General features: G+C 29.2%; 18 protein-coding genes. 5 read left to right on the top strand and 13 right to left on the bottom strand.

The genetic code is table 11. The annotated features are described in order from the left end of the window. The coding region (locus COL3_RS20730; protein ID WP_242982166.1) for an ROK family protein at positions 1-1,046 on the bottom strand (1,046 nt) is incomplete at its 3' end. Between the two features lie 87 nt (positions 1,047-1,133). Between COL3_RS20730 and COL3_RS20725 the strand changes: the two genes are divergently transcribed. Continuing rightward, positions 1,134-2,495 carry an amino acid permease gene (locus COL3_RS20725; RefSeq protein ID WP_008425832.1) on the top strand — a complete coding sequence of 454 codons (1,362 nt, stop codon included), beginning with the start codon at positions 1,134-1,136 and terminating at the stop codon, positions 2,493-2,495. Positions 2,496-2,643: 148 nt separating this feature from the next. Here the strand turns inward: COL3_RS20725 and COL3_RS20720 are convergent, their stop codons facing one another. The 6 genes from COL3_RS20720 to COL3_RS29400 form a co-directional block, all read right to left on the bottom strand. Next, positions 2,644-2,904 (bottom strand): hypothetical protein, encoded by a 261-nt coding sequence (locus tag COL3_RS20720; protein WP_008425829.1) that lies wholly within the window; start codon positions 2,902-2,904, stop codon positions 2,644-2,646. Between the two features lie 15 nt (positions 2,905-2,919). Then, positions 2,920-3,414, bottom strand: a complete 495-nt coding sequence (locus COL3_RS20715) for a hydrogenase maturation protease (protein ID WP_008425827.1) — start codon at positions 3,412-3,414, stop codon at positions 2,920-2,922. Then, positions 3,411-4,802 (bottom strand): nickel-dependent hydrogenase large subunit, encoded by a 1,392-nt coding sequence (locus tag COL3_RS20710; RefSeq protein ID WP_008425825.1) that lies wholly within the window; start codon positions 4,800-4,802, stop codon positions 3,411-3,413. The genes COL3_RS20715 and COL3_RS20710 overlap by 4 nt, the downstream gene beginning before the upstream one ends. Positions 4,803-4,810: 8 nt before the next feature. Next, positions 4,811-5,686 (bottom strand): hydrogenase small subunit, encoded by an 876-nt coding sequence (locus COL3_RS20705; protein ID WP_008425823.1) that lies wholly within the window; start codon positions 5,684-5,686, stop codon positions 4,811-4,813. Positions 5,687-6,072: 386 nt separating this feature from the next. Further along, positions 6,073-6,660, bottom strand: a complete 588-nt coding sequence (locus COL3_RS20700) for an HD superfamily hydrolase (protein ID WP_008425821.1) — start codon at positions 6,658-6,660, stop codon at positions 6,073-6,075. 49 nt (positions 6,661-6,709) lie between these two features. Then, a complete protein-coding gene (locus COL3_RS29400) occupies positions 6,710-6,871 on the bottom strand; it encodes a hypothetical protein (RefSeq protein WP_008425819.1) in 162 nt (53 codons plus the stop codon). A gap of 118 nt (positions 6,872-6,989) precedes the next feature. Here COL3_RS29400 and COL3_RS20690 point away from each other — a divergent pair, with 118 nt between their 5' ends. Both COL3_RS20690 and COL3_RS20685 read left to right on the top strand, forming a co-directional pair. Then, positions 6,990-8,393 carry a PLP-dependent aminotransferase family protein gene (locus COL3_RS20690; RefSeq protein ID WP_008425817.1) on the top strand — a complete coding sequence of 468 codons (1,404 nt, stop codon included), beginning with the start codon at positions 6,990-6,992 and terminating at the stop codon, positions 8,391-8,393. A 208-nt stretch (positions 8,394-8,601) separates the two neighbouring features. Further along, positions 8,602-9,096: a hypothetical protein gene (locus COL3_RS20685; RefSeq protein ID WP_008425815.1), complete on the top strand. Its 495-nt coding sequence runs from the start codon at positions 8,602-8,604 to the stop codon at positions 9,094-9,096. A gap of 84 nt (positions 9,097-9,180) precedes the next feature. Here COL3_RS20685 and COL3_RS20680 read toward each other — a convergent pair whose 3' ends face one another. Together COL3_RS20680 and COL3_RS20675 are read right to left on the bottom strand one after the other, a co-directional pair. After that, on the bottom strand, positions 9,181-9,783 hold the full coding sequence (locus tag COL3_RS20680; RefSeq protein ID WP_008425813.1) for a DUF1847 domain-containing protein: 603 nt from the start codon (positions 9,781-9,783) through the stop codon (positions 9,181-9,183). Between the two features lie 54 nt (positions 9,784-9,837). Next, positions 9,838-10,644: an MBL fold metallo-hydrolase gene (locus COL3_RS20675; protein ID WP_008425811.1), complete on the bottom strand. Its 807-nt coding sequence runs from the start codon at positions 10,642-10,644 to the stop codon at positions 9,838-9,840. Between the two features lie 301 nt (positions 10,645-10,945). On the opposite strand from COL3_RS20675, the gene COL3_RS20670 reads away from it, so the two are divergent. Continuing rightward, positions 10,946-11,338, top strand: coding sequence for a cupin domain-containing protein (locus COL3_RS20670; RefSeq protein WP_008425809.1), 393 nt, complete (start codon positions 10,946-10,948; stop codon positions 11,336-11,338). A gap of 65 nt (positions 11,339-11,403) precedes the next feature. Here the strand turns inward: COL3_RS20670 and COL3_RS20665 are convergent, their stop codons facing one another. The 4 genes from COL3_RS20665 to COL3_RS20650 form a co-directional block, all read right to left on the bottom strand. Next, positions 11,404-12,159, bottom strand: a complete 756-nt coding sequence (locus COL3_RS20665) for an AraC family transcriptional regulator (protein ID WP_008425807.1) — start codon at positions 12,157-12,159, stop codon at positions 11,404-11,406. Between the two features lie 12 nt (positions 12,160-12,171). Beyond that, positions 12,172-12,405 carry a hypothetical protein gene (locus COL3_RS20660; RefSeq protein ID WP_008425805.1) on the bottom strand — a complete coding sequence of 78 codons (234 nt, stop codon included), beginning with the start codon at positions 12,403-12,405 and terminating at the stop codon, positions 12,172-12,174. A gap of 135 nt (positions 12,406-12,540) precedes the next feature. Further along, a complete protein-coding gene (locus tag COL3_RS20655) occupies positions 12,541-13,113 on the bottom strand; it encodes a carboxymuconolactone decarboxylase family protein (RefSeq protein ID WP_008425802.1) in 573 nt (190 codons plus the stop codon). Next, positions 13,098-13,268, bottom strand: coding sequence for a DUF2892 domain-containing protein (locus COL3_RS20650; RefSeq protein WP_008425800.1), 171 nt, complete (start codon positions 13,266-13,268; stop codon positions 13,098-13,100). The genes COL3_RS20655 and COL3_RS20650 overlap by 16 nt, the downstream gene beginning before the upstream one ends. A gap of 285 nt (positions 13,269-13,553) precedes the next feature. On the opposite strand from COL3_RS20650, the gene COL3_RS20645 reads away from it, so the two are divergent. After that, positions 13,554-14,126: a class I SAM-dependent methyltransferase gene (locus tag COL3_RS20645; RefSeq protein ID WP_008425797.1), complete on the top strand. Its 573-nt coding sequence runs from the start codon at positions 13,554-13,556 to the stop codon at positions 14,124-14,126. Positions 14,127-14,245 lie beyond the last annotated feature (119 nt).

Here is a 14,245-nt window from a genome sequence, read left to right as displayed (position 1 = left end):
CCACTTAAAATTATCAGCTCTGGATTAAACAACTTTATATAATTTGAAAGTCCAATACCAAAATATAATGCTGCTTCCTTAATAATGTTAACGGCAACTTCATTTTCCCTTTCAGCTAAGCTGCAAACATCTCTATAAATAATATTATTTAAATTTTTATTTAATCCTGTTGGATTGCATTCTTTCATTTTATCAATAAATTTTTCCGTTATATTTGATATTGATACATAGCTTTCTATACATCCATAATTTCCGCAAGAACATAATTTTCCGTTTGCCTCGACAATCATATGTCCAAAAGCATCTTCCAAGTTGTTAATTGTCTGAATTAAAACACCCGATGATATAATTCCTGTTCTTATTCCCATACCACAGTTAATATAAGCAATATTCTTTTTCCCCTTTCCAAGTCCAAAATTATACTCTCCAATAACTGCAGCATTAGCACCATTATCAATGCATATCATGGTATCATATTCTTTTTTTAATATCTCATATAATGGATAAACCTTAAATCCACCAACTATTCCAATTCCAATTCCAACAATTGATGATTTTTCTATTTGTAATTTTATACACAACTCACTTATGCAGCCTGGAATAATTTCAGATATAGTTTCAATATCATATTCATGACTTAATAGTCTTTCTTTTATTATTTTTAATTTCAAATCAGTTATAATTATTTTAGTATAGATTCTTGAGATATCAATTCCAATAATATAAAATCCTTCTTGGTTTACATCATATAAACTTGGCTTTCTTCCTCCTGTAGATTCTCCAATATCACTTTCTACTATAATCTTTTCATTAAGTAAAATCTTAAGTTCCCTATTTAACGTAGTTAATTTTATTTTTGTTAAATTAATTAACTCATTTTTAGTTATAGGGCCACTTTCCTGCATAATGCTAAAAATATATTTGCATCTATCATTTAACGATTCAAAAACTTTACATGCTTCCAAGAATTTCGCTTCCTTTCTATAAATAATAATATCATCTTTTATCCACTTTAGAAATAAGTTTTTACATAAATATAATTTCACACTAATACTATTATGCAATTTTTTAGAAGTATATTTTCTTTGATAAAAACTGAATACTAAGAGTAGTTTTACTAAGGAGTGATGAAAATGATATTTTCGAAACAGAACGGTTCTGTAAACAATACTACTACGGATTCATCAAAAAATGGTTTAAATGCCTATAGTTTAGCAGGAATAGGCATTGGTGGAGTAATTGGAGGCGGTTTTTTCTTAGGTTCAAGTTTAGCCATAAGAGAAGCAGGTCCTTCTGTAATACTTGCATTCATCTTTGGCGGTTTAATAATGTCTCAAGTACTTGGTTCAATGACAAGTATAAGCATAAATAGACCAGTTAAAGGCTCCTTCCGCGTATACACAGAGCAATATATGGGTAAATTTACAGGTTTTCTATTAGGTTGGGCAATATTCACCTCTGGAATCTTAACGTTAGGTTCTGAAGCAATTGCCACAGGAATATTCTTAAAATATTGGATTCCTAATATTTCATCTTCTGTATTTGCTCTAGCTTCTTTAATTATAGTAATATTTATAAACAGACTCGGGACTAAGTACTTTGGATACATAGAATCTGTAATGTCCATAGCAAAAATAGCTGTAATAATCTTTTTTATTGCCTTAGGAGTCTTTTTCATATTTGGAAATGGAATTACTCTACCATCAAATCCATTTACCAGCTTCACTTCATTTTTTCCTAATGGAGTATCTGGTTTCCTCCAATCAATGTTAATAGTGGTATTCACTTACGCTGGAGTTAGTACAGTGGCTATGGCAACTTCCGAGGTGAGAAACCCTCGTACAGAAATACCTAAGGCAACAATAATTTTAACAATAGGAATTGTCCTTCTTTATATACTTTCTATGTTTGTTATTGTTTCTACTGTATCATGGAATTTAATCAACACTGATATTTCTCCATTTGTTCAAAGTTTTGATAGTATTGGTTACGAATGGGCATCTGCATTAATAAATGCTGTTATATTGATATCAACGTTTTCTGTAATGATAGGCACCTATTACAGTTGTGTTCAAATACTTGCATCATTATCAGAAGCAAATGAAGCACCAAAACAATTAAAAAATACCACAGCAAAAGGACTATTTAAATATTCCTGGCTTACAACTGGAGTAATTTCAATATTAATTGCTTTAATAGCATTTGCTTTAGGAACAAAACTTTTTAATTATTTAATATCTTCCTCATCATATTTTTCATTTTTTAATTGGACTATCAATTTATTTACTTACTTAATATGGCTAAAACACAGAGAAAAAAATGAAATATATGACTCACCACTTATTAAAGGAAGACTAAGTGCAATTATAACAATTGCAGTTATAATGATTTTTCTTATTATTAGCTTAGGTGTAAGTGATTTTAGAATAGGATTTTATGTGGCACTTAGCATATTGTTTGCTATTTCTGCTTCCTATAAACTTATAAAACATTAATCTAACGCGTTGTGCTAGTTAAATTTTAATAAAAAACTCTAACAAAATTCAATCATCCAAATTATAATTAAATTAACAAACAAAAGTATAATAAGGAGATGATTGAAATGTTAGAGTTCACTTATTATCAATCTTTAAAGGCCTTCTTCTATTTTTCACTTTGTTCCCCTTGAATACTTTTAAGAATGGCAATTTGATCTTGTATATCTTCTCTCTGTACATTAATTTTTGTCCATTCACCAACTAAATTCCCATAAGCATGCTGAAGATGATCATAAAGATTATCTTCATTAATATGACTTCTGTGATTTACAATAACAGTAAATATTTTAACTTTATTAATATTATTGGTTGTACATATGTTTTTTAATTCCTCTGAAATCTTACTTAATAAAATAGTATCATGCATATTTTATCTATCCCTTCACTTATTTTTTACTATATATTTTTCTATTTCATCTAAAATCTTTTTAGAAATAACTTCTAATTTATCTTGTAATTCAGCACTTAATCCCAAACCAAATTCAACTTCTTTAACCTCAATTCCATAAATTTCTCCTTTAGAACTAGGATAATAAAGCTTTAATAAATCTATGAAATTATAACTATGCTGGGAATATCCCTTTCTCTTTGAAACGAAAGTGTCTAGTGTTAAACGAATGATTTCACCTGGTTCTTTTCCATAATATGCTGCATCTAAAATAAATATATAGTCATCTTCTTGTACACTAGAAATGCTGTATTGAACATCGGTCTCTCCATAAATAACATTAATGCCTTTTTTTAGAAGCTTTTCTTCTATCTTCTTTGCCGTTTCAATTCCTATACCATCATCTTTCATTAGAATGTTTCCCATGGCAATTACTTTGATGTTAGATGGCATATTCTTTACACTATCTATTTCTATATCTTTACTCAAACTAAAACCTCTACTATTTCTGTATCATCTGCGCCTCCAATTAAATGAGTTGCGCAAGACACACAAGGATCAAAGGATCTTACAATACGACCAATTTCTATAGGCTCTTTAATATTGTTTAATTTAGTTCCAATCAGCGCTCTTTCTATAGTTCCTGGAATATTTGATTCATCTTTAGGTGATAAGTTCCATACAGTAGGTGTTATAATATTATAATGATTAATAACTTTTTTATCTATTTCAATCCAATGTCCAAGAGCACCTCTGGTAGTATCTATCATACCAACTCCATAAGCTTTTTCAGGAATATCATAAACCTTCTGATTATTAGGTTTTAACTCTATTCTTTCAACAAGTTTTTTCATTATTCCCAGTATCTTTTCTGTTTCTAACACCCTTGCAATATTTCTATCCATACATGAATGTCCATTTTTATATTCTCCACTTACTATTAATCGCGCTAAAGGGCCAACCTCCATAGGCATACCTAAATAACGAGGAGCTTTTATAAACGTGTATGCATCTGGTTTAGATAAATCTACTTCTTCTAATCCTTCATCTTTCTTATACCACGAATAATGAATTTGCTCTGTGATTTTATCTGCTTCTAAAGCATATAAAATATTATTCTTCATTACTCCTGGTTTAACATAAGTAATCTCTGGATCTTCATATTTATCAAATACTCCATAAGTCATAAAGTATGGATAAGATTCTCCTTTTCTAAAATAATCAGCATAATATTTAGAAATTATTCCCACATCTTCTTTCATTGTGTTTTTTACAAAAGACTCTATATTTCTAATAATGCTTTTAACCTTTTCTAATTTATATGCATCTATATTTACCGTAGCTCCTCCTACAAAAATCCCATGATTATGTGGAGCTTTTCCCCCAAGAAGCGCAAGTCCTTCATGCGCTAATCTGCTAAGTTCAATACTTTTAACATAGTCTTCCTCAATTTTTTTATCTATTTTATCTGGTAATCTGTAATCAGTATATTGCTGTTCCTCTATTAGTTTAACACTAGATATTTTTGCGTAGCTTGGTATAGAAAGCAAATAAAAATGCCTTAAATGATTTTGTATAAACTCAAAGCCATGCAAAACATCCCGAATATAATTATCATTCAAACTAACTGTTACTTTTAATGCATCTTCTAAAGCTAAGGTAGAAGCCATAGAATGAGCCGTAGAGCATATTCCACAAATTCTCTCTGTAAAATATACAGCATCTAAAGGTGATCTTCCTTTTAACATTTTTTCAAATCCCCTAAAAAGCAATCCACTAGCATTTGCTTTAGCAATTGTATTCCCTTCTACTTCCGCTTTTATTTCCAAAAAACCGCTGATTCTAGTTACTGGATCTATAGTTATTGTTTTGCCCATAACTCCTCCTAATACTTTACAAATGGTTCCATTCCATCTGGAAATTGTGATTGTGCACATCCAATACAATTTGTATTATCGCCAATAGGCCAATTAACGTATCCATTCCATTTTCTCCTTGAGCAGTCAGTTTTTGTGACAGGTCCTCTGCAGCCTAATTTAAACATACAACCTTCTTCACCAAATTTCTGTGCAAAAATACCTTTATCAAAAAATCCTCGTCTTGTACAATTATCATGAATTGTAACTCCATAAAAAAGAAGAGGTCTTCCCTCATTGTCTAACTCAGGAACACCGTAACCAACCAAATGTGCTAAAGTACCAACTACCCAATCTGGATGACAAGGACATCCAGGCAGCTTTATAACCTGGCGGTTTAGCACTTCCTGTACACTTTTGCTTTCTGAAGGATTTGGTTTTGCAGCAGATATTCCGCCATGAGAAGCACAAGTACCTACAGCTACAACATACTTTGCCTTACCTCCGGCTAATTGTATTGCTTCTAATGCCGTAATGTTTTTTCCATTATAATTTGCTACAATGTTATAACGTCCCTTTTCTTTTGTTGAAACTGCCCCATCTACTAATAATATAAATTCTGAATCCAATGTCTCTAAAAATTTTTCAAAAGCAAACTCTCCTTCTGAACCCATAAGTGTATTATTATAAGTAAAATTCACTATATTAGTTAAAATGTCATAAAGCCCTGGGTTTTCACTATTAAGCAAGGATATTATATTTCCTGAGCAGCCCGTTACTTCCATCCATATAGCATTGATCTTATTTGAATTTTTATTTTTAACCATTCCCACAACATCATTTGCGATTCTCCTTGAGGTATGAATCTTAACTTCTGTAAGTGGACATGCTTTTCCACTGGTCAATTTAATTCCTCCAATAGATATTACTTTACTATAAGTTAAATATTGAACTATTTTTATTACGTACAATATAAGTATTGTATGTGTGCTCTATAATAGACTAAAAATCAAAATAAATATACATTGACCCCCTTCAATTTAAAGTTTATGATTATGATATTGTAAAAATGTATATAACCACACTAAAAAGAGAGATAAGTATCTGATGTAATCATCAATAGATTAACAAGAACATACTCCACGCTACTTACAAATAACTTAGAAAGAATTTAGCATTTAGGCGCTATTTTAAAGAAAAAAGACCCTATAAATATAGAGTCAATAATGGACTGTTGAATAAAAATTAACGAATGAGACTTTATGTTTCATTCGTTTTTTATTAATTATATTTATTCAAATTCCTTCATAGAATCATTTACAACTTCTTCGCATGATCTCATTGCTGCAATTGTTTTTTCTAAAAGTTCATCTAAACTCCATTCAAGCATTTCTGCTCCCTGCTTAATAACATCTCTTGAACATCCTGCAGCAAATTTTTTATCTTTGAATTTTTTCTTTAAACTTGAAAGCTCCATATCCATAACACTCTTTGAAGGACGCATTCTTGCTGCTGCACCTATTAGTCCTGTTAATTCATCTGTAGCAAATAATACTTTTTCCATAATATGATTAGGTTTAAGTTCAACACAAATACCATACCCATGGCTACATATAGAATAAATCATTTCATCACTTACCTTAGCCTCTTTTAATAATTCTTGTGCTTTTACACAATGTTCTTCTGGCCACATTTCAAAATCAATATCATGCAAAAGGCCTACAATTCCCCAGTATTCTACTTCATCACCATGACCAAGTTGCTCAGCATACCACCTCATAACCCCTTCTACAGTAAAACTATGAAGTATATGAAATGATTCCTTGTTGTATTTTTTTAGTAAATCAATTGCTTCTTTTCTTGTAATTGTATTATTCATAAAAATTCCTCCTTCTATTTTAAAGCTATGTATTGATAGATTGTTGAATTTAATTAGCTAAAGGAAATTCAACAGCATAAACGGAATGTATTGTAGTTGTATCAAAAATTGGAATATCCACATCTTCCTGTTTTATTAATAGTGGTACATTATTATTGCTTAAATACTCTAATGTTAAATTTGAAATATACGTTTTTTCTAAAATAACCATTTTTATACACCACCAAAGAGAATATTGTTTTTTCAAATTATAGCATTGCATATATTTGCATACAATATTATAATTGTATGCAAAACAATTTAATTTTAAATTTGGAAGGAGTATATATATGCCTGTCAATTCCTTTGACAATTATCCCATGACTTGGAAACCAAATTTAACTAATAAAAAAGGACCTTTATATAAAGTATTATCAGATTTACTAGAAGAAGACATAAAAAATGGAGTTTTAAAACCAGGAGATAAACTACCACCCCAAAGAGAGCTTGCTGATTTTTTAGATGTTAACCTAAGCACCATCTCTAGAACTTTTAAATTATGCGAACAGAAAGGTTTAATAAGTGGAGAAGTAGGCAGGGGAACCTACATTTCATCTGATGTTAATGTTAACAGCACTCTTTTAAATCCATCAAATACTAAAAATTTAATTGAAATGGGTGCTACATATCCCCCATATGAGCAAAATAAATATGTAGTTAAATTCATTGAGAATATGTTACACCAGGCAAACGCTGATAAATTTTTAGAATACTCTTCACCTTGTGGTACTCTTGCCCAAAGATTATCTGGAATGAAATGGCTGAAAAAATTAGACTTGTATGTAAATGAAGAAAATATACTCCTTTCTTCAGGTGGGCAAAATTCTTTATGCGCTATATTGTCATCTCTTTTTCAATCTGGAGATCGTATTGGTACTGATCCATTAATTTATTCTGGAGTGAAAACTTTAGCCAAAATGTTAGGAATTCAGTTAATTCCAATTATGCAGGAAATGAATGAAATGTCACCTATTGCTTTGAAGAATTATTGCAAAAATAATGAATTGAAAGGAATATATCTAATTCCTGATCATCAAAATCCAACAACACATTCAATGTCGCTTAATACAAGAAAAGAAATTGCTGAAGTCGCAAAAGAATACAATCTAATCATTATTGAAGATGGTATAAACAGCATGTTAAGCGAGGCTCCTATTATTCCAATTGCAGCCTTAGCTCCAGAGCATACAATTTATATTTCGAGTACATCAAAAGTATTATGCGCTGGACTTCGTGTTTCTTTTATGTATACACCACATATTTATCAGAAAACTTTAGAGTTAGCACTTTATAATATTAATATGATGGTATCACCTTTAAATGCTGAAATTGTTCATCAGCTTATAAATTCTCCTACTGGAGACAAAATAATAAGAGAACGCAAAAATATGATAATTGAAAGAAGTAACTTAACGGATATTATTCTTGACGGCTTTGATATTCTTGGGGATAAATATTGTAATTTTAGATGGTTGCTTCTACCAGAAGGCTGGAATGGGAAAATCTTTGAAACATGTGCCCAAAATGCTGGTGTACAAGTTTACTGTGCTGAACGTTTTGCTATTGGGAATGCCTCTGTTCCTGCTGCTGTTCGTATTTCAATAACTGCTCCAAAAGATTTAACCGAACTTGAAAAAGGTTTGAATATTATTAAATCCATATTACAACATGATAATGCATTTACCATGCTATAATACAGCATTCCGACAAAAAACAGAAAGCCTAACCTTATATAACCTCTATAAGGGCAGGCTGAATTAATATATATTTTATTTCATATTAATTGTGCATCATCAATAAACTGTCTATTTTTATCAGATAATTTTGAGTAAAAATATTTTATTTACACAAAATATAATATCCCTAATAAAAATAGATTATATTGCATGAGGAGGACTAAACTTGAATATAAAAAATAAATTTTCAAGCCTATTTTTAATACTTTTAATCAGCTTTATCAATGGTTGTAACATGGGCTATAATAGAAATACTGTCTATAGTAATATATATAACGATAATGAAAAAATAGCGCAGACAAGTGAGAATCACATATATACAACAGCAGATACTACAAAAGATTCTGATCGCAATTTATCATTAAAATATAGTGGTTTTTTAGGTGTCGATGCAATTTGGAGTATAAATTCAAAAGAAAATGGCGAAATCACACTAGACTATGACTCAAAAGTTAATAGTGGTGATTTTAAAATAGTTTTGGTTAATCCTAAAAAAGAAATAGAAAACATATTAATTGGCACAGACCATGGAAGAAAAACACTAAAATTATCAAATGGAGAATATGTGCTTAAGCTTGTTGGAAATAATGCGAATGGTAATGTGAAGCTTACAATTAGTCAAAGTAAAAATGCTGAAATAGCACTTATGGAAGAGAGATAATTCATAGAATTAGTATTCTCCTATAAGATAATTACACTTTACTTTCATGCCTGATGAAAAATTCTCATAACAGTTTTGGATTTGTTATTTTTCAGGAAACAATTTATCCTTATAATAAGATTCCGCTTGATATATAGCCCCTAATGGATTATGTGCTAAAACTCTATCTTTTACTGCAAAAACAGTTATTAGAGCTTCTGAGTATTTTATAAATAAAGAATCATGTCCAACACATAATCCCAAAAGTATATTTAAATCCGTTTTAGCTTCATTTAAAAACTCTGCTTGTCCAATAGGATTACACATTGGAACATCTGACTTTATATCAATAAAATCTTTTGAGATTCCCCCATTTTTACAAATTATAGAATTTACAACAAATCCATTATATCTAAGAACTTTACTTAAAATCTTAGCTTCGCTTGATAAACCAATGCAAAATGCAATACCTATATTTTTAAACTCACATCTATTAGCAAAATCCATTATTTCTTCTAATCTTGTTTTTTCACAATATCCTTCACTCACAACTAATGCTGATGCTTTAGCAATTTTTAGATTTTCTTCATCTTTATAAACTTCTTTAATTTTTTCAATTTCATTATCAATACTTGGACAATTCTTAGGAGCTTTATCTAATTCTTTTTTATTGCATGCATGAATGGTACATAAAGCACAATTATACATATAACTCACTTCTTTCATTAATAATTTTTGTAAAATGCTGCATTAAATTTAGTTTCACCAGTTTATTTCCAATCCTACGCCAACTTCCTTAATTGGTATTGATTTATGTATTTCTGCTTTAACAATAAATGAAGTGCAGTGACAAGGATATAACTCTTTAATATTGCTCTGTTTTAGATAATCTATAGTTCTATATACCTGTTCATTTACTTCAAATAAATGAAAACCTCCTACAATGCCAAGTACCCTGCTATCTTTGCACACTTGCTTTGCATACTCTACTATATTGCATATTCCACTATGCGAACATCCTGTAATAATATAGATACCATTTTCACTTTTATATACAAGTGCTGTATCATCCATTACATAATCCTCTACTAATACTTTATCATCAAGTTGTTTGCCTATAGGTTCTCTTTTTTCAAAATTATTCAGATGTGGTATCTCACCTAAAAATATTAGATTTTTGCTAATTTTTTTAGGTTCTTTTGATAAGATTAAATTACATTTTTCTTTTAGCTCTTCCTGCAAAATGGGAGAACAGATTTTTAAATTGTCCATCATCTTTTCTTTAAAGGCATCTGGATGAGAAATAATAGAAATATTCTTTTTGTTATTTTTCTCAAAATAGTATTTTAATCCTCTTGTATGATCATCATGACCATGTGAAATTACGATAGCATCTATCTTTGTTAAGTCTACACCTAACTCATTTGCATTTTTAATAAACAAGTTAGAATATCCAACATCTAATAACAATTTAGTATCTTCATCTTCAATATAGTATGAAACTGCTGGTTCACCATAATAATATTGGTCAATATAAGTATTGTTATCTACTAAAACTTTTAATTTCACCCTTTTACCTCCATTTAACATAACTAATTTTCATATCTGTTTTACGAAATTTCCGCCTAATTATCTAATTTTAAATCCATTGCTTTATCTTAAACTCTTTGCAATATTGAAATAATTATATCATATTTTAAAATTTAGTATTATTTTCCTTTATTTATCTAACAATCATAACTTGTTTTTTATTAAATAATCATACTTTTAAAATTTGATAAATCTATAGCAATTTTGTACAATAAGCATTTTATTATTACTGCTATACTCAATTTAAACAAATAAATTAAAAATTTCGAGGTGATTAATTATGGAAAATAAAATGCTATTTGAAAAATTTAATGAAGGAAAACTACTTCTTCCTAATAAGGAAATTTCCTTTGAAAAAATTGTTTGGTCTGTGCATCCAACCTTTGACGGTGTTGAACTAAAACATATAATAACATCAAAAGATACAAATGGTGAATTCAGCTTTCATCTTGTCCGTATTTCTCCAAATAAAAAAATAGAAATGCATCTACATGAAACACAATTAGAAACTCATGAAGTCATTTGTGGCACCGGCGTTTGCATTAATAATGGAATTAAACTTAATTATACCCCTGGTGTTATATCTATTTTTCCTGCTAATATACAACATGAAGTGCTAGCTGGAAATGATGGATTATATTTATTTGCAAAATTCTTTCCTGCTCTTTGCTAAAATTACATTCTAGAATTTTTTGTTAGACAACAAAAAAATAGATACTTGGTAACACTTCAAGGTATCTATTTTTTTACTGGCAATCTTATATATGATTCTTTATAATTTGTTGGCGTAATTCTCATAATATTTTTAAAATGCCTAATAAAATGACTTTCATCATAAAATCCTGCTATTAATGCAGCGTCTATTATGGAATAATTACAATTGAGTATACGCTGAGCTTTACGCACCCTATTTTGAATTTGAAATTTATGTGGTGTTAATCCAATTTCCTTTTTGAACTGTCTTATTAAATGATATTTACTTATATTAGTTTTTTCTGACATCTTATTTATATTTAGTTCTAATTCTGGATTATCTTCAATATAGCTTGCTAATAAATTCATGTTTTTTTCCACTAGATTCTTATTATCTCTTGTATAAAGCTTTTCCAAACCACTAAACAACAGCCTGCTCTGTTCATAATTAATAATATTCATATTAGTAAAGTATTCTAAATCTTTACCTATTATCATCTTCAGATTATCTATTGTACTATTCTCAAATAGTGTTTTATTTATACAAACTGATATCATACTGTAAAAACTGCCTTTTAACGATATACTATGAGTTGTATATGGCTTGATTATATGGTACATAGACGGTTTTAATTCATAATTTATGCTTTGCTTTTTTAGTAATAATTCTCCAGATAACAGCAATAAAATAGTATAAACAGAAACATGATTGTGCTCTGAATATGATACCTTTGATCCATTGCAATAAACATATTCTATTCCGAATTCATTTTTGTAATAACATACGCAAGGCTTGTACATTATTATCCTCCTTTAATCATCTTTGTCATATGAACTTATATATTTATTTAGTAACACCCTAACTTCTTCATTCGTTCTGTATACTGGCTCAGAATACATAGATTGAATTTCATGATCACTTACCCAATGGCTTAACATACTTTCATTATCTGTATATTTGAACCTTCTTAAAATCAATTTTTCCGTTTCAATCTGATTTGTCCCAATATGCGTTAACACAGTCATTGCTCCTTCGTATATATCCATACTCCTTAACCTATTTTTATTTAAATAGTATTCAAGAATCTTTAATATGATCCTCTTGTTCATATTATATCATAGCTATATTTACCATAAATACAAATTATATAAAAAATAAAGCTCCAAAAGAAGCTTTATTTTTTATATATCGCACTTGTTAGAAAAGCCTTCTGGAGGTACACCTAATGCTTGTATTAATCTCGCCCAATAATTAACCTGAGCTACAGTACTTGCCATAATAACTATTTCACGTTCAGTAAAGTTAAGTTTTATTTTTTCAATTAGCTCCTTTGGTATTTTAATTGGCGTTTGTGATATAAATTTTGCATACTCTATTGCTAATTTTTCTCTAATATTAAATGTAGATATATCATCAATATTATATCTTCCTGTAAGACAATACATTTCTTCCTTTGTTATTCCATCTTCTTCATATTTAAATGAATTCATATCTATACAAAATGGACATGATACGCTTAAAGACGTCTGAATTCTTACAAGCTTTAAAATACGTTTATTCAGATCACCTTTACCATGAGCTACCATAGATTCAAGAATGCCAGAACTTATAGCAACTTTTGGGTACCAGGCAAGAAGTTTAGGAACAAGTAAATCTTTTTTAGTCACTTTTTTAGATACATATATTCCTATTTTTAAAAACAACGGAATTTTTTTAGGTGGCCTAATAAAAGCATCTACTATTTTATCTTGCATAATCTCTTACCTGAAACCAAACATAAAGGACAAACATCAAATATGCCTGATAGTATAGGAATTATACCTATTAACCCTAAATACTTTAAATTCCCATCGCCCCAAACTAAAATACTTAACAATATGAGACCAGTAATAAATCTATTATTTTTCACATTTACACTTCCTTATTTGAAATTATTTTAACTATAATTTTAACTTAGCAGAACACTAATAAGTATTCTGTGATAAAATCACATTAAACAATTCTTTTTTATATTACTATAAGTTTATTATTGCATTTAAAATTTCTATATAAGGTAATACTATTTTCTGTATATTGGTTTCTGATTTATAACTATATACGTTATAAAGGTAAACAATACTTATAATCTATAAATTATAATAAACAAAGAAAAGATTATAAATGAGCTGAAATCTTTGGAGGTGCATTTTGAACAATGATACATAAATTTAATGCAAATAATAAGCATAAGCTTGATAATGAAAAAAGAAGAGAACTGCTTCCACCAGAACAAACTCTTATTAACCTTGATTTGCAAAAAGGAGATGTAATGGCAGACATTGGCTGTGGAATTGGATATTTCACTATTCCTGCGTCCAAAATTGTAGGAAAAAACGGCAAAATATTTGCCCTTGATCTATCCCTTGAAATGCTCGAAGATGTTAATAGAAAAGTACAGGATAATTGCATTTCAAATATAGAAATTATTTTGACAGAAGAAAATGATTTAAAATTGGAAAGCAATGGAGTTACATTTGCTTTCATTAGCTTTGTACTTCACGAAGCTTATGATATAAAAAAATTTTTGAATGAAATAAAAAGAATCATATCTCCTGAAGGAAAGATTGCCATTATTGAATGGGAAAAAATCGATAGTGAATTTGGCCCTCCTATTGATCAAAGATTAGATAGAATGGATTTAGTAAAAGCTTTGGATACCCTTGGCTTTATAAATATTACCACCTTAGATATAGGCGATAATTTTTATGGTGTAATAGCCCAAAAATAATTTATTTTAAAATAGATTATTCACAATTTAATTCGTACTTTTATTTTCTAACGAACAAAGTGCCTGCGCCACGTTTTATTAGTAATGAATAACGAATGATGGATAATTAATGATTAAGG

The organism is Clostridium sp. LS (genome assembly GCF_002760435.1).
Classification (GTDB): Bacteria; Bacillota; Clostridia; order Clostridiales; family Clostridiaceae; genus Clostridium.
This window is presented reverse-complemented; position numbering and strand designations above follow the sequence as displayed.